Source organism: Rhizobium sp. 10N427, from assembly GCF_056394605.1.
The window spans coordinates 360,303-381,771 of the sequence record NZ_JBFTID010000003.1 but is presented as its reverse complement, the minus strand read 5'-3'; the positions used below and the strand labels follow the sequence as shown (position 1 = coordinate 381,771).

Annotated in this window: 13 protein-coding genes; 8 read left to right on the top strand and 5 right to left on the bottom strand. The window is 60.3% G+C overall.

Translation table 11 applies throughout. From position 1 onward, the window contains the following. Window positions 1-19 precede the first annotated feature (19 nt). The 4 genes from hemA to AC1DIJ_RS09240 form a co-directional block, all read right to left on the bottom strand. A complete protein-coding gene (gene hemA, locus AC1DIJ_RS09255; RefSeq protein WP_112444569.1) occupies window positions 20-1,234 on the bottom strand; it encodes a 5-aminolevulinate synthase in 1,215 nt (404 codons plus the stop codon). Between the two features lie 182 nt (window positions 1,235-1,416). Beyond that, window positions 1,417-2,214, bottom strand: coding sequence for an FAD binding domain-containing protein (locus AC1DIJ_RS09250; RefSeq protein ID WP_112385735.1), 798 nt, complete (start codon window positions 2,212-2,214; stop codon window positions 1,417-1,419). Window positions 2,215-2,226: 12 nt separating this feature from the next. Beyond that, the gene (locus AC1DIJ_RS09245; RefSeq protein WP_112385736.1) at window positions 2,227-4,572 is read right to left on the bottom strand and encodes a xanthine dehydrogenase family protein molybdopterin-binding subunit; all 2,346 of its coding nucleotides are present in this window, start codon (window positions 4,570-4,572) and stop codon (window positions 2,227-2,229) included. Between the two features lie 83 nt (window positions 4,573-4,655). Then, a complete protein-coding gene (locus AC1DIJ_RS09240; RefSeq protein ID WP_112385737.1) occupies window positions 4,656-5,147 on the bottom strand; it encodes a (2Fe-2S)-binding protein in 492 nt (163 codons plus the stop codon). Between the two features lie 281 nt (window positions 5,148-5,428). Between AC1DIJ_RS09240 and AC1DIJ_RS09235 the strand changes: the two genes are divergently transcribed. From AC1DIJ_RS09235 to AC1DIJ_RS09225, 3 genes are all read left to right on the top strand, one after another. After that, entirely contained in the window at window positions 5,429-5,695 is a 267-nt protein-coding gene (locus AC1DIJ_RS09235) for a YMGG-like glycine zipper-containing protein (protein WP_112385738.1), read from the top strand. A gap of 170 nt (window positions 5,696-5,865) precedes the next feature. After that, window positions 5,866-7,788: an autotransporter assembly complex protein TamA gene (locus AC1DIJ_RS09230; RefSeq protein ID WP_477831377.1), complete on the top strand. Its 1,923-nt coding sequence runs from the start codon at window positions 5,866-5,868 to the stop codon at window positions 7,786-7,788. Window positions 7,789-7,851: 63 nt separating this feature from the next. Further along, window positions 7,852-13,635, top strand: a complete 5,784-nt coding sequence (locus AC1DIJ_RS09225) for a translocation/assembly module TamB domain-containing protein (protein ID WP_112386054.1) — start codon at window positions 7,852-7,854, stop codon at window positions 13,633-13,635. Between the two features lie 10 nt (window positions 13,636-13,645). Here the strand turns inward: AC1DIJ_RS09225 and AC1DIJ_RS09220 are convergent, their stop codons facing one another. Further along, window positions 13,646-14,074 carry an Lrp/AsnC family transcriptional regulator gene (locus AC1DIJ_RS09220; protein WP_112385740.1) on the bottom strand — a complete coding sequence of 143 codons (429 nt, stop codon included), beginning with the start codon at window positions 14,072-14,074 and terminating at the stop codon, window positions 13,646-13,648. A 129-nt stretch (window positions 14,075-14,203) separates the two neighbouring features. Here AC1DIJ_RS09220 and rocF point away from each other — a divergent pair, with 129 nt between their 5' ends. The 5 genes from rocF to AC1DIJ_RS09195 all read left to right on the top strand — a co-directional run bounded on the left by rocF (window position 14,204) and on the right by AC1DIJ_RS09195 (window position 20,959). Continuing rightward, window positions 14,204-15,139 (top strand): arginase, encoded by a 936-nt coding sequence (rocF, locus tag AC1DIJ_RS09215; protein ID WP_112385741.1) that lies wholly within the window; start codon window positions 14,204-14,206, stop codon window positions 15,137-15,139. 17 nt (window positions 15,140-15,156) lie between these two features. Beyond that, on the top strand, window positions 15,157-16,356 hold the full coding sequence (gene rocD / locus AC1DIJ_RS09210) for an ornithine--oxo-acid transaminase (RefSeq protein ID WP_112385742.1): 1,200 nt from the start codon (window positions 15,157-15,159) through the stop codon (window positions 16,354-16,356). A 300-nt stretch (window positions 16,357-16,656) separates the two neighbouring features. Then, window positions 16,657-18,441: a methyl-accepting chemotaxis protein gene (locus AC1DIJ_RS09205; protein ID WP_112385743.1), complete on the top strand. Its 1,785-nt coding sequence runs from the start codon at window positions 16,657-16,659 to the stop codon at window positions 18,439-18,441. After that, the gene (locus AC1DIJ_RS09200) at window positions 18,441-18,920 is read left to right on the top strand and encodes a chemotaxis protein CheW (RefSeq protein WP_112385744.1); all 480 of its coding nucleotides are present in this window, start codon (window positions 18,441-18,443) and stop codon (window positions 18,918-18,920) included. The genes AC1DIJ_RS09205 and AC1DIJ_RS09200 overlap by 1 nt, the downstream gene beginning before the upstream one ends. A 287-nt stretch (window positions 18,921-19,207) precedes the next feature. Beyond that, window positions 19,208-20,959: a methyl-accepting chemotaxis protein gene (locus tag AC1DIJ_RS09195; protein WP_112385745.1), complete on the top strand. Its 1,752-nt coding sequence runs from the start codon at window positions 19,208-19,210 to the stop codon at window positions 20,957-20,959. Window positions 20,960-21,469: the final 510 nt, after the last annotated feature.

The window sequence follows — 21,469 nt, the reverse complement described above, 5'->3', positions numbered from 1 at the left end:
TACGTTATTTCTGTTTTCCTTAGGCGACGTGCCTTGCAAGCGCACAGCGCGACCAGAGCGAATGCAGCGCGCCGACCAGATGCTCGATATCGGCATCGGAATGCTGCGGCGTCGGCGTGATGCGCAGGCGCTCGGTCTTCTTCGGCACCGTCGGATAATTGATCGGCTGAACATAAACGCCGAAATTGTCGAGCAGCAGATCCGAGATCCACTTGCACTTCGCGGCATCCCCGACCATCACCGGCACGATATGGCTCGGGTTCGGCATATGCGGAATGCCCTGCTGGTCGAGCAGCTGGCGCAGCTTGCGCACGCGGTCCTGATGGCGGGCACGCTCGAAGGGGCTGGCCTTCAGATGCTGGATCGAAGCGACCGCACCGGCGGCGAGCGCCGGCGGCAGCGAGGTCGTGAAGATGAAGCCCGAGGCGAAGGAGCGGATGAAGTCGCAAAGCGCCGTCGACGCCGCAATATAGCCGCCCATGACGCCGAAGGCCTTGGCAAGCGTTCCCTCGATCACGGTGATCCGGTCCATCAGGCCTTCGCGCTCGGCAATGCCGCCGCCGCGCGGGCCGTACATGCCGACGGCATGGACTTCGTCGAGATAGGTCATTGCGCCGTACTTGTCGGCGAGGTCGCAGATTTCCTTGATCGGAGCGATGTCGCCATCCATCGAATAGACGCTTTCGAAAGCGATCAGCTTCGGCGCCTTTGGATCGGCGGCCGCCAGCTTGGCTTCGAGGTCATGGATGTCGTTGTGCTTCCAGATCACCTTCTCGCACTTGGCGTAGCGAATGCCTTCGATCATCGAGGCGTGATTCAGCGCATCGGAGAAAATGATCATGCCGGGGATCTTGCCGCCGAGCGTGCCGAGCGCCGCCCAGTTCGAGACATAACCCGAGGTGAAGGTCAGCGCTGCTTCCTTGCCATGCAGATCGGCAAGTTCGCGCTCGAGCAGAACGTGGTGGTGGTTGGTGCCAGAGATATTCCGGGTGCCTCCCGCACCCGCGCCACAGTGGTCGATGGCGGCTTTCATCGCCTCGATCACCTTGGGATTCTGGCCCATACCGAGATAGTCGTTGGAGCACCAGACCGTTACGTCTTTCGGGCCGTCGGCCGTGTGGCGCGTCGCACGCGGAAACTGTCCGCTGTGGCGCTCAAGGTCGGCAAAAACGCGATAGCGGCCTTCAGAATGAAGACCATCAAGCTCGCTTTTGAAAAACGCTTCGAAATCCATGCATATGCTCCAGTATCACGCGACCGTTTTGCTAAGCACACCGCCGCGCGTCAACCCATGGCGCCTCCTTTACCATCAACTGCGGCAAAAGGCGCATATTTTTGAATCATTCCAGACGAAAAAGCTTCAACCCAGCCGATAAAGCGGCTGGGTTGACATATCCGGAATGCCGCTCGTTGCGACTAACCTACAGCAGCAACGGCCCGCTTCGTCATGACTTTTATCAAATTGGCGCGATATTCCGCGCTGGCATGCAGATCGGAAAGCAGGCCGTTGGCATCGACCTGAACGCCCATCGCGGCATCGGGCGACCAGTTGGCGCTGAGAGCCGCTTCAAGCCCACCATGCCGAAAGGCACCGTTGCTGCCCGCCCCGGCGATGCCGACCCTGACTGTGCCGCCTGACCTGGTCACCAGCACGCTCGTGATCGCATAACGCGAGGCCGGATTGCGGAACTTGGCATAACCGGCCTTCTCCGGCGCATCGAAGCTGACACCGGTCACGATCTCACCGTCCTCAAGCGCCGTCTCGAACAGCCCGGTAAAGAACTGATCCGCTGGTAGCTGGCGCCTGCTTGTCACGATCGTCGCGTTGAGCGCCAGCATTGCCGCCGGATAGTCGGCAGCCGGGTCGTTATTGGCGATCGAACCGCCGATCGTCCCCATATGCCGGACATGCGGATCGCCGATCAGGCCCGCCAGTTCGCAGAAGGCCGGAAGCACACTGCGAATTGCCGCAGATGAAGCGACTTCCGCATGCGTGGTCGCGCCGCCGATGCTGATCTTTCGGCCATCGACCTTGATACCCTTCATGGCGTCGATATGCCGGAGATCGACAAGGTCGCTCGGCGCGGCGAGCCGCTGCTTCATGGTGGCAATCAGCGTCATACCGCCGGAAACGAACTTGCCCTCCGGCTTGCCCGCGATCAGCTTGACCGCCTCATCGACCGAAGAGGCGCGGTGATAGTTCAACTCGTACATGGCCGTTCCTCCTCAATTGGTCGCACGTGCCGCCATCCACACCTTCTGTGGCGTGGCGGGCATGGTCAGCATGTTGTTGCCGATGGCATCGGTGATCGCATTCATCAGCGCCGGTGGAGACCCGATCGCCCCCGCCTCGCCGCAACCCTTGATGCCGAGCGGGTTGCTCGGGCAGGGCGTGTTCTGATGCGACAGCTTGAAAGAGGGGAGGTCATCGGCGCGCGGCATGGCATAATCCATGTAGCTCGCCGTCAGCAGCTGCCCGTTCTCGTCATAGTGGACGCCTTCGAGCAGCGCCTGGCCGATACCCTGCGCAATGCCACCATGCACCTGTCCCTCGACGATCATCGGGTTGATGATATTGCCGAAGTCATCGGCGGCGACGAACTGGATAATCTTGGTATGACCCGTTTCCGGATCGACCTCGACTTCGCAGATGTAGCATCCGGCCGGGAAGGTGAAGTTCGACGGATCGTAGAAAGCCGTCTCCTTCAGCCCCGGCTCCATGCCCGCCGGCAGATTGTGGGCGGTGTAGGAAGCAAGCGCCACCTGGAACCACGGCAGCACCTTGTCGGTACCGGCCACCTTCAGCTCGCCGTTTTCGATGACGATATCGCTCTCGTCGGCCTCCATCAGATGCGCGGCAATTTTCTTCGCCTTGGCCTCGACCTTGTCGAGTGCCTTGACGACAGCCGACATGCCGACGGCGCCGGAGCGCGAGCCGTAGGTGCCCATGCCCATCTGCACCTTGTCGGTATCACCGTGGACAATGGAAACGCTGTCGATGGGAACACCGAGACGATCCGCCACCAGCTGGGCAAAGGTCGTCTCATGTCCCTGGCCATGGCTGTGCGAGCCGGTCAGCACCTCGATCGTGCCGACCGCGTTGACGCGCACTTCCGCCGATTCCCACAGGCCGACACCGGCGCCGAGAGAGCCGACCGCCTGAGACGGCGCAATCCCGCAGGCTTCGATATAGCAACTCATGCCGATCCCGCGCTTCATGCCGCGGTTCGCGGCCTCCGCACGACGGGCTTCGAAGCCATTCCAGTCGGCAGCCTGTATCGCCGCGTCAAGGGAGGCATCGTAGTCGCCCGCATCATACATCATGATCACGGGCGTCTGATGCGGGAACGAGCGGATGAAATTCTTCCGCCGGAGCTCGGCCGGAGAAATACCGAGTTCGCGTGCCGCGGTTTCCATCGTCCGCTCCAGCAGATAGGTCGCCTCCGGCCGCCCGGCCCCGCGATAGGCATCGACGGGCGCCGTATTGGTATAGACGGTGCGGACATTGGCGTGGATCGCCGGGATCGCATACTGCCCTGACAGCAGCGTCGCGTAGAGATAGGTCGGCACTGCCGACGAGAAGAGCGACATGTAGGCGCCAAGATTGGCGATCGTATCGACCTTGAGGCCGATGATGCGATGATCGGCATCGAAGGCCATCTTCACCTTGGAAACGTGGTCGCGTCCATGCGCGTCCGTCAGGAAGGCTTCGGTGCGATCCGAATTCCATTTCACCGGAACGCCGGTCTTCTTAGAAGCCCAGAGACAGACGATTTCTTCCGGATAGATATAGATCTTCGAGCCGAAGCCGCCGCCGACATCAGGCGCAATCACCCTCAGCTTGTTCTCCGGCGCGACATTGTAGAAGGCGCTCATCACCAGACGGGCGACATGCGGATTCTGGCTCGTCGTGTAGCAGGTGTAATGATCCTCGGCGGAGTCGTAGATGCCGAGCGCAGCCCGCGGCTCCATCGGATTGGGCGACAGGCGGTTGTTGGTGAGCTCGATCTCGGTGACGTGCGCCGCAGCAGCAATCGCCTGATCCGTTGCGCCTTCATCGCCGATCACCCAATCGAAGATCAGGTTGTCCGAGGATTCGGGATGTATCTGCGGGGCGCCGGGCTTAAGGGCTTCGACCGCCTCCGTAACGACAGGAAGCTCCTCGTAGTCGATGCTGACCGCTTCGGCTGCATCCCGCGCTTCGCCGAGCGAATCCGCAACGACGATCGCCACGGCATCGCCGACATAGCGGACCGTATCGACCGCCAGCGGCCGCCACGCCCCCATCTTCATCGGCGAGCCGTCGCGCGAATGGATCATCCAGCCGCAGATCAGATTGCCGATGCCATCGGCAAGCAGCTGCTTACCATCGAGCACGTCGATAACGCCGGGCATCGCCTTGGCGGCCGAGACGTCGATATTGGTGATCTTTGCATGAGCATGCGGGCTGCGGATGAAATAGCCATATTTCATGCCCGGAACGACCATGTCGTCGGTATAGCGGCCCTTACCTGTCAGAAACCGCTTGTCTTCCTTGCGTGCGACGCGTGCACCAATTCCTTCAACACCCATGATGTCCTCCAATGGGGTTTCGGGCCTGGCATTCCGCCAAAGAGAATTGTGTTCGGCAGCTGCCAGACGAATTCAGGGGGATGCTATTCGGCAGCCTGCTTGGCGCCGCCATGCATTTCGGCATTGGCGGAGAGCACGGCCTTGACGATGTTGTGATAGCCGGTGCAACGACAGATATTGCCTTCGAGCTCGTGGCGGACGGTTTCCTCGTCGAGATGGCCGCCGTGGCGGTTGATCATATCGACCGAGGCCATCACCATGCCGGGCGTACAGAAGCCGCATTGCAGGCCGTGATGTTCTTTGAAAGCCGCCTGAACGGGATGCAGCTCGCCATTTGCGGCAAGCCCCTCGATGGTCATCACCGAAGAGCCGGAGGCCTGGACAGCCAGGATCGTGCAGCTCTTGACCGACTTGCCGTCCAGATGGACGACACATGCACCGCATTGCGTTGTATCGCAGCCGACATGGGTGCCCGTCAGCCCCAGCTTTTCGCGAATGAAATGGACGAGAAGCGTTCTTTCTTCACAGTCGCCGCTCACCGCGCGGCCATTCACCGTCAGTTTGACTTTCGCCATGATGTCCTCCTCGTGCCTCCTCCAGGCACAAGCGGCATCATTTGACCTTTTCCCTTTAGGATCAACCGCTACTTTGGGGAGTTGTATCAATTTTGCTTCACTGCCGAAGTCCGATAGAACAGGGCTCTCCTGAAACGTTATGAAACGAAGCGTGACCGCAAACTTTGCGGAGATTGCTGGACACGCTTTGTTTACGACATAGTTTGCAGCCTACGTGACAAAAACAAAAACACGTGAGGGACGGCTGCTGCCAGGGGGCAGCGAACCTTTTGGAGATGGAAATGAAGAAGATTATCGCATTCGTACTCGTCGGCCTCTCGATCGCGAGTTGCACGCCGACACAGCAGGGTGCCGGCATCGGCGCCGCTTCCGGAGCTGTGATCGGTGGTGTTGCTACAGGCAATGTCCGCGGTGCCGCAGTTGGCGCAGCGATCGGCGGCGTTGCCGGCGCACTGATCGGCCGTGTCGCCGAGCAGCCCGGGCAGTGCTATTATCGTGATCGAAACGGCAATCGCTACATCGACGACTGCCCGCGCGGCGGCTACTAAGCGTTAAATTCACCGACTAAAAAATCCCGGCCAGCGCCGGGATTTTTCATTTTCTGTACTAAATTAGCCCGCCAACAACTTAAATTGGTACACGTTTCGCATTTTTGCCGCTAAGGTGCCCGCGGCTGGGCAACGCGAAGCTTCATTTTCCATGTAACTAAAAGCGGCGGATGCAGATCAGAGGGACGACACCGAAAGCGGGTTTCGCGTATCGGCGGACAGGCACCATGATGGTGATCGCGGCAACGGCCGCGTTTTCGCCTGCATTGGTCGATGAGGCATACGCCTTTAAGCTGTTTGGCATAACGATATTCGGCAAGGACGACAGCGAAGCGGAACAGGTTCCTGATCCGGTGCGATACGACGTCGATCTGACGTCGGGCACGGCCGATCCTGATCTCACTGAGGCGCTGCAAAACAGCTCGCGCCTGGTCGGCGACAAGGACAAGCCCGTCTCCGGCGATCTCGGCGTGGTCGTCAAGGCGCGCGACGACCGCGAGCGACTGATCGCCACTCTATATGAAAAGGCCCGTTATGGCGGCGTGGTGACCATCACCGTCGATGGCAAGAACATCGACAGCCTGCCGCCCAATCCGGTCTTCGACCGATCGAAGCCGGTCGCCGTCAACGTCAATGTCGATCCGGGGCCGGTTTTCCACGTACGAGACGTCCAGTTCGGTGGCGATGCAGCGATGCGCGATCCCGCAGACTACGATCTGGCGCCCGGCGAAGAAGCGGGCTCCCTCGTCATCATCAAGGCCGGCGACAAGATCGTCGAGCAGTTGAAGAGCGAGGGACGGCCGCTTGCCAAGCTGACGAAGCGCGAGGTCGTTGCCGATCATCGCACAAGCACCGTCGATATCGTCATCACCACCGAAGGCGGCCCCGTTGCCCCTGTCGGCACCGTTGGCGTCACCGGTGAAAAGACCGTCAAACCCGATTTCATCCAGCGCTATTCGCGGCTCAACCGCGGCGAGGCCTATTCGCCAGAGGCTTTGAAGAAGGCGGGAGACCGTCTGCGTGCACTTGGCGTCTTCTCGAGCGTCACCATTCACGAAGCCAATGAGCTGGCTGCCGATGGTACGTTACCGATGACCATCGAGGTGTCGGAAGGCAAGCAGCGCTACTTCGGCTTCGGCGCCAACTACTCGACGATCGACGGCTTCGGCCTGCAAGGCTACTGGGGCCATCGCAATCTTTTCGGTGAGGCGGAATCGCTACGTATCGAAGGAACAGTCGGCCGGCTCGGCGAGAACGACATCAGCAATCTCGACTATTCGACCGGCATTTCCTTCACCAAGCCTGGCGCCTTCTTCCCGGCAGGAACGCTCAAGGCATCGATCCTTGCGAAGACGGAAAATCCTGATGCCTACAACGCCTCTCTGATCACCGGCTCGCTCGGTTACTCCTACGAGCTCAGCGATCAGGATACCGTCTCGGCCGCAGCCGAGATCAGTTACGAAAAAGACGACGACGCCTTCGGCAACAACGAGTATCTGACCTTCGCTCTGCCACTGACATACGAGCGCGACGCCCGCGACAACAAGTTCAATCCGACGGAAGGCTACCGCGCGACACTCGCGGCAACGCCGAGCTATGAAGCCTTCAACGGCACCATCTTCTCCTCCTTCGAGGGCTCGATTTCGGGCTATCAGGCGATCGGCCAGGAGGACAATGTGGTGTTCGCCGGCAAGGTGGCTGCAGGTTTCCTGGTCGGCGGCGAGCTGCAGGACATTCCCGCCACCCGCCGCTTCTTTGCCGGCGGTGGTGGCTCGGTGCGCGGCTACGGCTATCAGGAGATCTCGCCCTACGACGCCGACAACGAGGCGACCGGCGGCAAGTCCTATGTGACCGCATCGCTGGAGGCACGCGTCAGGATCACCGACACGATCGGCATCGTGCCTTTCATCGACGTCGGCACGGTCTCGGCAGACACCTTCCCCGATTTCGGCGATTTCCGCGCCGGCGCTGGCGTCGGTATTCGCTACGCCACGCCTTTCGGTCCACTGCGGCTTGATTTTGCCGTACCGCTGAACAAGTACGAAAATGGCACGGCCTATGGAATCTACGCCGGCATAGGCCAATCATTCTAACGGCGGAAAACGCAGCGGATGAACCCGTTGCACCGCCATGCGAACGGGATAGTGTCCGCCTTCATGCAAGCACTGACGAAACTGATGAACTGGATTGTAAGGCTGCTGGGCTATGGCCTTGGCCTCGTGCTTGTCGTTGCCGCGATTGCGATCGTCATTTTCGGCTTCACTTCCTTCGGCTCACGCATCGTTACCGAAAAGGTCGCGGAGATCATCTCCAACCGGGACATGAACGTCTCGATCCGCGAGCCTGGCAGCCTGCTGACAGGCGGCCTCGATGCTGCACAGATCACGATATCGGACACCCGTGGTGTTTTCGCCGAAGCGAGAGGAATCTCTATCAACTGGAATCCCTTGGCGCTGCTGACCGGCACGTTCCACGCCAAGCAGATCGGCATCCAGTCGATCACCGTCGTCCGCAAGCCGGTGCGCACATTGCCGTCGCCGCCGGATACCGGCGAAGAAGCCGGCTTCAAGCTGCCCATCAAGATCGACATCGACAACATCGCGCTGCCGCAGATCAATCTCAGTGAGCAGCTTGTGGGCCGCGCCTTCACGCTGGTCGCGGGCGGCAATCTGCAGGCCGATCAGAGCGGTGGCCACGCGGTTCTCAACGTCAATCGCCAGTCGGTGCCGGACGCCAAGCTGAACGCAGACGTTGCCTTCATGCCCGAGGAAAACCACCTTCGCCTCAAGGCTCAGCTTGCCGAACCGAAGGGCGGCGTGATGGCGACGTTGCTGTCGCTGCCGGGCGATCCATCCGTCAATCTGTCGATCGATGGCGACGGTCCGATTTCGAACTGGAAGGCCAAGCTGCTGGCGGCCCTCGATGGACAGCCCCGCGCTTCGATCGAAGGCCAGCATGTGCTGACGCCGGAGGGTCTTCACCAGATCAACCTGAAAGGCGGCGGCGATCTCAGCTCGCTCCTGCCCCCACCCTTCCGCCCGCTCTTTGCAGGGCAGACGAATATCGATCTGGCCGCCACTTTCGACAACAAAGGCAAGATCGACATCCAGACCGGCAACATCGCCACCGGAAGCGTCGTCATCGCGGCCTCCGGCACGCTCGATCCGGCGGGTAACAACAGCCTGAATGCCAATGTTCTTGGCACATCCGGCCCGGTCGACTTCCGCTGGCCGCTTGAAAAGGGTGAAGCGCGCCTGCTCGTCAGCGGCCTCAACGTCGCCCTGACCGGCGACGCCAAGGCTGCCCGGCTGAATGCCAGCGCATCCCTGGACGCGATCACCATTCCTCAGGCCACGGCAAGCAACGTCAAGCTGACGGCCAAGAGCGATGCCTTCAACATCGCCAAGAAAAGCGGCGGCGTGCAGATCCGTCTTGTGGCCGGCGATACGGCCTTCATCAATCCCGACATCAACCGGGCGGTTCAGGGACCGGTCACGCTGGCAGCCCCGCTTCAGATCGCGCCCGATAGCATTGGCTTCAACGGCACGACATTCGAAAGCGCCAATGCCAGCGGCAGCGTTAACGGCACCTACAGACTCGACAGCCAGGCGCTCACAGGCAATGCCAAGCTGACGATCGAACCGGCGGCCCTCCCGGTGGCGATCGCGCCGCGTTTCGACACACCGATTTCGATCGAGACACAAGTTGCAGGCACGATCCCTTCGAAGATCAATCTGTCGAACCTCGTGGTGAAATCGGGCAGCCTGGAAACCAACGGCAACGTCACCCTCGACGGCGACACGCTGGCGGCCGATCTCAGCGGGCGGCTTCCCGATATCGGCAAGCTCGTTCAGGATACCGGCGGCGAACTGGCCTACACGGCCAATATCAGTGGCCCACTGACCGCGCTCGCCATCAAGGCGAACTTGAAATCTGCGGCGCTTCAGACCGCTGGCCGTACGCTCTCGGGTCTAGACGTCGCTCTCTCCGGAACCGCCGATCCCGATGCGCCGCAGGCGACGGTCAGCGCCAAAGGTGCGATCGACGGCCAGCCGCTGGCGATCAATGCCAATGTCCAGTCGAAAGACGGGACGACCAGCATTCCGTCGATCTCCATCGATGCCGGCAGCAACAAGCTGAACGGCAATATCGAGCTGACGCCATCCTTCCTGCCGAGCGGCAAGCTGAATTTCGATTTTCCGGATGTCGGCCTGCTGGCAGCCTTGGCAGGACAACGTGCCGAGGGCGATCTGAAGGGGGCCTTCGACATCGCCAATGACGCTGGCAAGATCTCCATCAAGGCAAAGGCCAGCGGCAGCGGCATCAGGCGCGACGGCCTGTCGCTGGTGAAGCCGGATATCGATATCACCGTCAGCGATCTGAAAGCTTTTGCAGCGAACGGCATCATCAAGGCCGACGAGATTTCTTCGGGCGCCAACACCATCAGCGGTCTGGCGGTCAATTTCACGCAGCAGCAGAACCGCACCAATTTCGATCTGACATCCGTCTACGACGCCAATCCGCTGGTCGCCGCCGGCGCCGTCGAAACCAAGGACGGCAGCATGAAGATCGAGCTCGACCGGCTGTCGGCAAAGCCCCGCAACATTGCCGTCGAGCTTTCTGCGCCGACCGCCGTAACGATCGCCGGTGGTGCCGCAAAGCTGGATGGCCTGACGATCCGCACCGGTGAGGGTTCGGTCAGCGTTTCGGGCTCGGCCGGAGAAACACTCGATATCGATGCGACGATCAAAGACCTTCCCGCCAGCCTCGCCAACACCTTCGTCCCGAAGCTCGAGGCGGCAGGCAGCATTTCCGGCACGGTCACGGTAACCGGCACCCCGGCGGCCCCGATCGCGAACTTCAAGCTCGACTGGAAGGACGCTTCGACAAGCCAGACAAAGGCCGCCGGCCTCTCCGGTTTCGCGATCGCCGCAAGCGGCAAGCTCGCTGACAACAGACTGGATTTCGAAACCACCGCAGATGGCGGCAAGGGACTATCCCTGAAGGCCTCGGGCAACTACATGGTCGCCGGCGCCAATGCCCAGGCCCTGTCGGTCGATGCCGAAATCGCCAACGTGCCAGCGGGGCTCGCCAACGCCTTCGTTCCCGATCTCGGCGCCGCCGGCGTCATATCCGGCACCGCCAAAGCCTCCGGCACGCTCCCCAACCCCACTGCGCAATTCGATCTGTCATGGAAAGACGCCGCAACCAGCCAGACTGTGAAGGCCGGCCTTGCCAAACTGGCCATCGGCGCGATCGGCACCTTCGCCGACAACAAGCTCGCCTTCGACGTCGACGCCACCGGCGCAAAGAACCTGGCGTTGAAAGCCAAGGGCAACTTCGTCGTTGCAGGGCTCGAAGCGAATACGTTGACAGTCGATGCCGATATCAGCAACGCCCCGGCCTCGCTGGCAAATGCCTTCGTTCCGGGCCTCGGCGCCGAAGGACTGATTTCAGGGACAGGCAAGGCTTCCGGCAGGTTGCCACGCCCTAGCGCCGAATTCGACCTGACCTGGACCGATGCGGCGACCGGCCAAACCAAAAAGGCGGGGCTCGCGAGTTTCAACGTTTCCGCCAAGGGCAAGTTTGCCGATAGCAAGCTCGATTTTGACACCGCGGCGAGCGGCAAGAACAGTCTATCGCTGAAAGCAGCGGGCAGCTTCACGATTGCCGGTCCCGATGCAAACAGCCTCTCCGTCGATGCCACGATCGGCAATGTACCGGCCGGGCTGGCAAATCCCTTCGTTCCCGGCCTTGGCGCCGAGGGTCTGATATCGGGGACGGCCAAGGCCTCCGGCAAGTTGCCGAGACCGAATGCCGACTTCGACCTTACATGGACGGATGCCGCGACGGATCAGACGAAGAAGGCCAAGCTCGCCAGCTTCGACGTCACTGCCAAGGGCAAGTTCGCTGACGACCGCATCAATTTCGACGCGGCGGCAAGCGGCAAGAACAGCCTGTCGCTGAAGGCAACTGGCAACTTCGCCGTTTCCGGCCCCGATGCCAACGCGCTTTCGGTCGATGCCGACATCACCAACGTGCCAGCCGGCCTTGCAAACCCCTTCGTGCCGGGCCTTGGCGCCGAAGGACTGATTTCCGGAACCGCCAGAGCTTACGGAAAGCTCCCCAATCCGGCGGCCGATTTCAAATTTGCCTGGAAGAACGCCGCAACCAGTCACACCAAGGCCGCCAATGTTACCGGTCTCGGCGTCACGGCCGATGGCCGACTTTCTGGTAATACGCTGAATTTCAACGTCAACGCCAACGGCAGCGGTTCGCTGTCGGTCAAGGCGAAGGGCAGCTTCGAGGTTGCCGGCCCTCAGGCGAATTCGCTGCGCGCCGACGCTGACATCAATAATCTGCCGGCCGGCATCGCCAACGCCTTCGTTCCCAATCTTGATGCCGAAGGGGCAATTTCGGGCAGCGCCAATGCCGCGGGCAAGCTTCCGATCCCCGATGTCGATTTCAAGCTCAACTGGAAAAATGCGCAGACCAGTCAGACAAAGAGCGCTGGCCTTACGCCACTCGGCATCACCGCCAACGGAAAGCTCGCCAGCAACACGCTGACCATCGATACCGGCCTTTCCGGCGACGGCGGCCTGTCGATGAACGGCGGTGGCAGCGTCGGCATCACCGGGCAGAAAGCGCTAAACCTGCAGTTCCGCGGAAACCTGCCCTTTGCCATTCTCGGCGCGCAGCTCGCCCAACAGGGGTTCGTTGCAGAAGGCGCGGCGGATATCGATCTTCGCATTACCGGAAATGCCGGCGGTCCCGTTATCAACGGCAGCGTCAACACCAGCGGCGCCAAGCTGATCGACGTTCGCCGCAACCTGGCTCTCAATAACCTGACGGCCAGCATCACCATGAACGGCCAGCAGGCGACGATCTCGCGCTTCAGCGCCAATCTTGCAAGCGGCGGAGCAATCTCGGCCACCGGAACGATCGGTATTCAGCCGAATGGCGGTTATCCCGTCAATATCGACGTCAAGCTGGACAAGGCCGTCTATGTCGACGGCACACTCGTCGTCGCGACAGTCGATGGCACCGTCGGTCTGCGTGGTCCGCTGCTGTCCAACCCGACCTTGAGCGGACGCCTCGATCTGGAGAAGGCCTCCGTCACGGTGCCGGAAAAGCTGCCGACCTCGCTGCGCGAAATCGACATCAGGCACATCCACGCGCCCGCCGCGGTGCTCAAGCAACTGCGCGACGAAAGCCCGCCGAAGCCCGGCGAAAAGTCTTCGACGATCACGCTCGATCTTCAGCTCAATGCGCCGTCGCAGATCTTCGTTCGTGGCCGCGGTATCGATTCCGAGCTTGGCGGCAGTCTGACCATCAAGGGGACGGCAGCAGCCCCGATCGTCTCCGGCGGCTTCACCATGCGGCGTGGGCGCCTGACGATCCTGAACCGCCGCATGAACTTCACCGACAAGAGCCGCATCACTTTCGCAGGCAACCTGACCCCTGCTTTGGATATGGAGGCAAGCTCGACCTCGGGCACGACGACGCTGACGGTCGATGTCGGTGGTCTGGCGACCGACCCGGCCATCACCTTCTCGTCGTCACCGGCCCTGCCGCAGGATGAAGTCCTGGCGCAGTTGATCTTCGGACAGTCGATGTCAAAGCTTTCGCCGGTGCAGATCGCTCAGCTTGCCGATGCAGTCAGCCAGCTCGCCGGTGGCCGGTCAACCTCGCTCTTCGAGGGCCTGCGCAACCAGCTTGGCGTCGATGATCTCGACATCAGCACCGACGAAAAAGGCCAGACCAGCGTCAGCGTCGGCCGCTATCTCAACGAGCGCACCTATTTCGAACTGCAGCAAGGCGGTGCGGCCGGTGCCAAGGCGATCATCAATCTCGATGTCGGCCGCGGTGTGAAGCTTCGCGGTGCTGCGGGCGGAAATGGCTCGGGTGAAGCGGGCGTCGTTTACGAGCACGAGTATTGACGCTCGCGCCCTAGAAGATGGTCTTGCTGGTTTTCAGCAGGATGTTGGTTTCCGTCACGTTGATTCCGTCTACCAGACGGATGCGCCGCAGCGTCTCGTCGAAGGACACGAGATCCCGGTCTTCAAGTTCGGCGATGAAATCCCATTTGCCATTGGTGCTGTGCAAGGCGCGCACCTGAGGCAACCCGCGCAGCTGGTCGGCAACCTTGTCGGCCAGTTTGCCGAGAACCTCGATGAGAATGATGGCCCGGACGCCCGCCGAGCGCACCTCGTGCCCGGTCCGGATTGTGAAGGCCGCGATCGTGCCATTGGCAACAAGCCGGTCGATCCGCGCGGCAACTGTCGCCCGTGAAGCGCCCGTCATCGCTGCCAGAGATGATACCGGCGTTCTTGCATTGTGTCTGAGAGCGCTGAGCAGTTCCTGATCGAGATCATCCATGATTTTCACTTTGCTCGAATGGTGTGAGCAATTTGTACAATGTGGATTTTATTTTGGCAATTTTCCATCTTTTTGTCGCCGCGGCAATAGCCGAATATGCAGCTCGAAACTCGAAATCCGGAGCTTGGAATGGACGTTCAATCGCGCGCAGTCACCCTCATTGGCGTTCCGTTGGAAGAAGGCTCCGGCCGCAGGGGCGCCGCAATGGGCCCGGCAGCACTTCGCATCGCAGGGATCGACCAGACGCTCATCGAGCTCGGTCATGACGTCAAGGACGACGGCGACCTGCAGATCGTGCCGGCCCGCGACCTGCCCAATCATCCGAAAGCCCACAATCTGCGGATCATCGGCGCGTTCACCCGGGCGCTGGAAGCGAGCACCTATGAAGCAGCAGCAGCCGGACGTCTTCCGCTGATCCTTGGCGGCGATCACGCCCTGTCGATGGGTAGCGTCTCCGGCATGGCACGCTATGCCGCCGAACAGGGCCGCCCGCTGTTTGTCATCTGGCTTGACGCCCACTCGGATTTCAACTCGCCGGAAACCTCGCCCTCCGGCAATATTCACGGCATGCCGGTCGCGTTTTTCACCGGTCAGGCTGACCTCGCCGAAGTTCTTCCGAAGACCCGGCCGCTGGTCGATCCGCGCAACGTCTTTCAGGTCGGCATCCGCTCGGTCGATGCGCCGGAACGCGAGCTGATCAAGAAGCACGGCGTCAACGTCTTCGATATGCGCTCGATCGACGAACAGGGCATCGCGCCGATCATGCGGCAGATCCTTGCTGCGGTGGAAGAAGCCAACGGCCTCCTGCATGTCAGCCTTGATGTCGATTTCCTCGATCCCGATATTGCCCCGGGCGTCGGAACGACCGTGCCGGGCGGAGCGACATTCCGCGAAGCGCACCTCGTCATGGAGATGCTCTGCGACAGCGGCCTCGTATCGTCGCTCGATCTCGTCGAACTCAATCCGTTTCTGGACGATCGCGGCAAGAGCGCCCGCGTTCTTGTCGAACTGACCGCCAGCCTTTTCGGCCGCCGTATCTTCGATCGTCCGACCCGCGCCGCCTAATCCGAGGGAACCCAGCCATGAACGCATCTGAAAACCTGATCGCCACCGAACAGCGGCTTGGCGCCCACAACTACAAGCCGCTCGACGTCGTGCTGACCCGCGGCGAAGGCGTCTACGTCTGGGATACCGACGGCAACCGCTATCTCGATTGCCTCTCGGCCTACTCCGCCGTGAACCAGGGTCATTGCCATCCGAAGATCCTTGCCGCGATGGTCGAACAGGCCGGCAAGCTGACACTCACCTCCCGCGCCTTCCGCAACGACCAGCTGGCCCATCTCTATGAAGAGCTCGCGGCACTGACCGGATCGCACAAGATCCTGCCGATGAATTCCGGTGCCGAAGCCGTCGAGACGGCGATCAAGGCCGTGCGCAAATGGGGCTACGAGGTGAAGGGCGTGCCGGAGGGCAAGGCAGAGATCATCGTGTGCTCCGACAATTTCCACGGCCGGACGCTCAGCATCATCAGCTTCTCGACCGACCCGGATGCACGCACCGGCTTCGGACCCTATACGCCGGGCTTCCGCACCATCCCCTTCGGCGATGCCGATGCCTTTGCTGCGGCGATCAACGAAAACACCGTCGGCGCGCTGATCGAGCCGATCCAGGGCGAGGCCGGCGTCATCATTCCTCCGGCCGGTTATTTCAAGCGCGTCCGCGAGCTTTGCACCACACACAATGTCACGCTGATCCTCGACGAGATCCAGACCGGTCTCGGCCGCACCGGAAAGCTGCTTGCGGAAGAGCACGAAGGCATCGAAGCCGACGTCACGCTGATCGGCAAGGCGCTCTCCGGCGGTTTCTATCCGGTGTCAGCCGTTCTTTCGAACACCGAGGTCCTTGGCGTCCTCAAGCCCGGTCAGCACGGCTCCACCTTCGGCGGCAATCCGCTCGCCTGCGCCGTTGCCCGCACCGCGCTCAAGGTGCTCACTGAGGAAGGCATGATCGAGAATGCCGAGAAGATGGGTAACTATTTCCTCGAAGGTCTGCGCTCCATCCGCTCGAACATCGTCAAGGACGTACGTGGCCGCGGCCTGATGCTGGCGATCGAGCTCGAGCCCGAAGCAGGTGGCGCGCGCCAGTATTGCTACGGTCTCAAGGAGCGCGGTCTGCTCGCCAAGGATACACACGAGCACACGATCCGCCTCGCTCCGCCGCTGGTCATCACCAAGGACCAGGTCGAATGGGCCGTCTCCGAAATCGAGAAGACAATTACCTGAGGTGAGCGGCCTCTTCGGAGGCCGCAACCAACACGAAGTATGTTTGCGTGAACTCACGCATTAAACGCTAATATACATCAGTATATTCAGTCAGTTACTCATTTTTAATCTAACTAATCATATTATTTCAGCAGAAACACCCGGGCGTATTGTGGGGGCAGCGTCCGGGTTTTCAGCTTTATTTGAGATCTGACCTGCCGCATCGAATGCGCCGCAGGCGCGGCGATCTGTGTGCCTGTTTTTGGCAATCGCCCTCGCCCCGCACCGCTTTGGAGTGCTGCAGTCCTTAGAGGGACGACGATGCCGCTATTTTCAGTTATTTCAGGTTCCGACGCCAAGGCCATGTTCTCGGCGCTCAACAAATCGCAGGCCGTGATCGAATTCGACCTGCAGGGCAATATTCTGACGGCCAACGAAAACTTTTGCCGGACGCTCGGCTACGAGCTTTCGGAGATCGCCGGCAAACACCACCGGATATTCTGCGATCCTGACTATGTCGCGTCTGCGGCCTACAAGGATTTCTGGGCCAAGCTCGGCAAGGGCCAGTTCGATTCCGGCGAATACCGCCGCATCGGCAAGGGCGGCCGGGACGTCTGGATTCAGGCGACCTACAACCCCCTGCTCTCCAACGGCAAGCCTTACAAGATCGTCAAGTTCGCAACTGACGTGACCGCGGCCAAGCTCGATTCGGCAAATGCCATCGGCAAGATCGAAGCGATCTCCCGGGCACAGGCCGTCATCGAGTTTACCCCGTCCGGCGAGATCTTGACCGCAAACGGCAACTTCCTTTCCGTCCTCGGCTACAGTCTGGAGGAAATCCGCGGAAAGCATCACAGCATGTTCTGCGAAACGGCCTATACGGCCTCGCCTGCCTACCGCGAATTCTGGACCAAGCTTGCCGCCGGCCAGTTCGTTGCCGAAGAGTTCAAGCGAGTCGGCAAGGGCGGTAAAGTCGTCTGGATCCAGGCGTCCTACAACCCGATCTTCGACATGAACGGTCGCGTCTTCAAGGTCGTCAAGTTTGCGACCGATATCACCAGCCGCGTCCAGGCCGTCGATGAACTCGGTGAAGGACTGACGCGCCTTGCCGCCGGCGACCTGACCGGCGCCATTGAGACACCATTCCTTCCAGCTCTCGACAAGGTCCGCGTCGATTTCAACAGCGCCGTCGAACGTCTCAGCGGCGCCATGCGCACCGTTGCTGAAAACACCGATGCCATCGCGCACGGCTCCCGCGAAATGACGACCGCTGCCGGCGAATTGTCCAGGCGGACGGAGCGGCAGGCAGCAACCGTTGAGGAGACAGCCGCCGCCCTCGAGCAGATCACCCAGACAGTGGCCGACAGCGCCAAGCGCGCCGGTGAGGCTGGCGACCTGGTGGCCAAGACGAAGCTTGGCGCCGGACATTCCGGCAGCATCGTCCGCAAGGCGATCGGCGCCATGGATCAGATCGCCAATTCGTCGCGCGAGATCAGCAACATCATCAGCGTCATCGATGAAATAGCGTTTCAGACCAATCTTTTGGCCCTGAATGCCGGTGTCGAGGCTGCCCGGGCCGGCGAAGCTGGCAAGGGGTTTGCCGTCGTCGCGCAGGAAGTACGCGAACTCGCCCAACGCTCGGCGAACGCGGCAAAGGAAATCAAGACGCTGATCACCGCCTCGTCCGAACACGTCAAGAGTGGCGTAACGCTGGTCGGTGAAACCGGCAGCGCTCTGGAAGAGATCGTCTCGCAGGTCACCGAGATCGACGGCAATGTCGTGGCCATTGTCACAGCTGCCCGCGAGCAGTCCACCGGGCTGACGGAGATCAACAAGGCCGTCAACGCAATGGACCAGGTCACGCAGGACAATGCCTCCATGGTCGAGGAGACCACGGCTGCCAGCGGCAAACTCTCGAAGGAAGCCGAAAACCTCCGGGTGCTGCTGTCGCAATTTAGATTTGCGCAACACTCTTTCGCTAAGCTCAACACCAAAGCCACAGAAGCGCCTGCCGCACGCGCAACGCCACGTGGTCAACGCGTAACGAATGTTCGCGCCAATGGCGGCGCAGCCGCTCTGGCTTACGAGAATTGGGAAGATTTCTAATGAGCACCATTAATTCCAATAGTTTCAGTGGCGACACGCTCGAGATCATTGCCTTCCGGCTGCACGATCAGGAATTCTGCGTGAAGACGACGACCATCCGCGAAATCCGCGGCTGGGCGCCCTCCACCCCGATCCCGCATGCACCGTCGGATGTCATCGGCGTGATGAACCTGCGCGGCTCTGTAATCCCGATCATCGACCTCGCCTACAAGCTCGGCATGAAGAGCACGGTCGCCAATGAACGCAGCGCCATCGTTGTTGCGGAAGTGCACAGCATGGTCATCGGCATGCTCGTCGACCGCGTCTCGGACATCCTGACGATCTCTTCCGGCCAAGTTCAGCCCGTTCCTGAGGTCACCGCCTCCTTCGATCGCGCCTATTGCGAAGGTATCATCGCCTCCGAAAACGGCATGATCTGCTTCCTGAACCTCGCGAAGATGTTCAAGGAAAGCGAAGCCGAAGAACTCGTTGCCGCTTAACGGAAGGCAGCGCCACACGAAATCAAAGCCGCCGTCGAGGCGGCTTTTTTTGTGCCCAGTAGAAATCACCCATAAGAACTTGGCGTAAAAACAAATCTTATTAGCAATCTCTTTTATACCCTAAATTAACCTTCACACCATCATCATGGGTTGCGAACTGACAGTATTACGATTTCTGATAGTTGCGATTTTCGCGTATAGCGCGATTAATCCGACCTCAAATCCAAAAGCTGTAAGTTCATCAACTTTGCCTGGCGAGAGCGTCGGCACATGATTGGGGAACGGGGATGCTGGGTTTATCTTCCGATGCAAAATACATTCTTGATGCCATTTCGAAATCTCAAGCCGTTATCGAATTTGATCTGAAAGGCAATGTCCTGAAGGCCAACGAGAACTTCTGCCGGGCGCTCGGCTACAGTCTCGATGAGATCACCGGCAAACATCACAGCATGTTCTGCGATCCGGCCTTGGTCGCAACCGCGGAATACCGCGATTTCTGGACCCGGCTTGGCCGCGGCGAACATGATGCTGGCGCTTACAAGCGGCTGGCAAAGGGCGGCCGTGAGATCTGGATCCAAGCGACCTATAATCCCGTGCTCAAGGGCGGAAAGCCCTTCAAGGTCGTCAAGTTTGCCACCGACATCACCGCGGCCAAGCGTCAGGCGATCGACGACGCCGGCAAGCTCGATGCGATCTCCCGGTCTCAGGCCGTCATCGAATTCAAGCCGAACGGCGAGATCCTGACGGCCAACGAGAATTTCTGTAGAGGCTTAGGCTACAGCCTCTCCGAAATCGCTGGAAAGCATCACAGCATGTTCTGCGATCCGGCCTATGCCCGCACCGAAGACTATGCCAATTTCTGGCGGCGGCTGGCAGGCGGCGAGTTCATCGCCAACGAGTTCGTTCGTTATGGCAAGGGCGGCAAGGAGATCTGGATCCAGGCCGCCTACAACCCGATCATCGGCGCCGATGGCCGCGTCTACAAGGTCGTCAAGTTCGCCACCGACGTGACCGAGCGAATGAGCGCGATCAGCCAGCTTGGCAGCGCTTTGAAACATCTCGCGGAGGGCGACCTGACGCAGACGGTCAATACCGCCTTCGTCCCATCGATGGAGCAATTGCGCCACGATTTCAACACTGCGCTGGAAAAGCTGCGGGATACGATGGTGACGATCGGCGAGAACACGGCCGCGATCGCCGCCGGGTCTCACGAGATCGGTGCGGCAGCCGATTCCTTCTCGAAACGCACGGAGCAGCAGGCGGCGTCCATTGAAGAGACGGCCGCTGCACTGGAGCAGATCACCACCACCGTCAACGACTCCAGCCACCGCGCCGGCGAGGCCGGTCAGCTCGTGGCCAAGACGAAGCATGGCGCCGAGCAATCCGGTATCGTCGTGCGCAATGCAGTCTCGGCAATGGGGCAGATCGAGCAGTCGTCCCGCGAGATCACCAACATCATCGGCGTCATCGACGATATCGCCTTCCAGACCAATCTGCTGGCGCTGAATGCCGGTGTCGAGGCCGCACGCGCCGGTGAGGCGGGCAAGGGCTTTGCCGTCGTCGCCCAGGAAGTGCGCGAACTCGCCCAGCGCTCGGCAAGTGCTGCCAAGGAAATCAAGGCGCTGATCAACCAGTCCAGCGAGTTCGTCAAGAATGGCGTCGATCTCGTCGGCCAGACTGGCCGGGCGCTCGAAGAGATCGTCAGCCAAGTCGCCGACATCAATACCAATGTCGCGGCCATTGTCGAAGGATCACGCGAACAGGCGACAGGCATCAAAGAAATCAATCAAGCCGTCAATTCGATGGACCAGGCGACGCAACAGAATGCCGCCATGGTCGAGGAAAGCACCGCAGCAAGCCACAAGCTGACCTCCGAGGCAGAGGTGCTGAGAGCCCTGCTCAGTCAGTTCCGCCTCGGCAACGAGATGCAGCATCGTCCAGCTGCGAGACATACCTCTCCGGCTCTGCAGCTTGTCGCCCGTGTTGCCAGAGCGCACGGTTCAGCCGCACCGGCCGCCGACAACTGGGAAGAATTCTGATCTCCACTCAAGCACACCTGCTCTCCGGCCCTGTTTGCAGGGCCGGTTTTTCTTTGCATCTCTGCAAGCAAGGCGTGCTGTCAAAACCAGCCGTCGCCCCTAATTTTTGATTGAATTAGAATATCATCATAGACAAGTATCGATTTGACGTCTCGTCCTTCGCACCTATTCTACGAGAATAGCCACATATGCTTTCAGGCAAGGAAACTCCCTGAAACCACAATGAAAACAATCACTATATAATTCGGCACTTTCCAGAAATTACGCAATAGAAAATATTATAGACGCAGTCTTGCCGATTTCGTTTACAGCTTCTTAGCTGTACAAGTAGTCAAAACCAACCTTAGCGCGAAACTCCTACACAATATTAGAATCTACGTATATTCTGATACTGTATCGATCGGAGACCTGACAACCACTTTTGGTTGCTGCTATCCGATACGGAAAGCGCGCGCTTCCGATTTTGATTTCCAAGCCTGGGCATGGGGTCCTGGCGGAATCGCTTTTGGA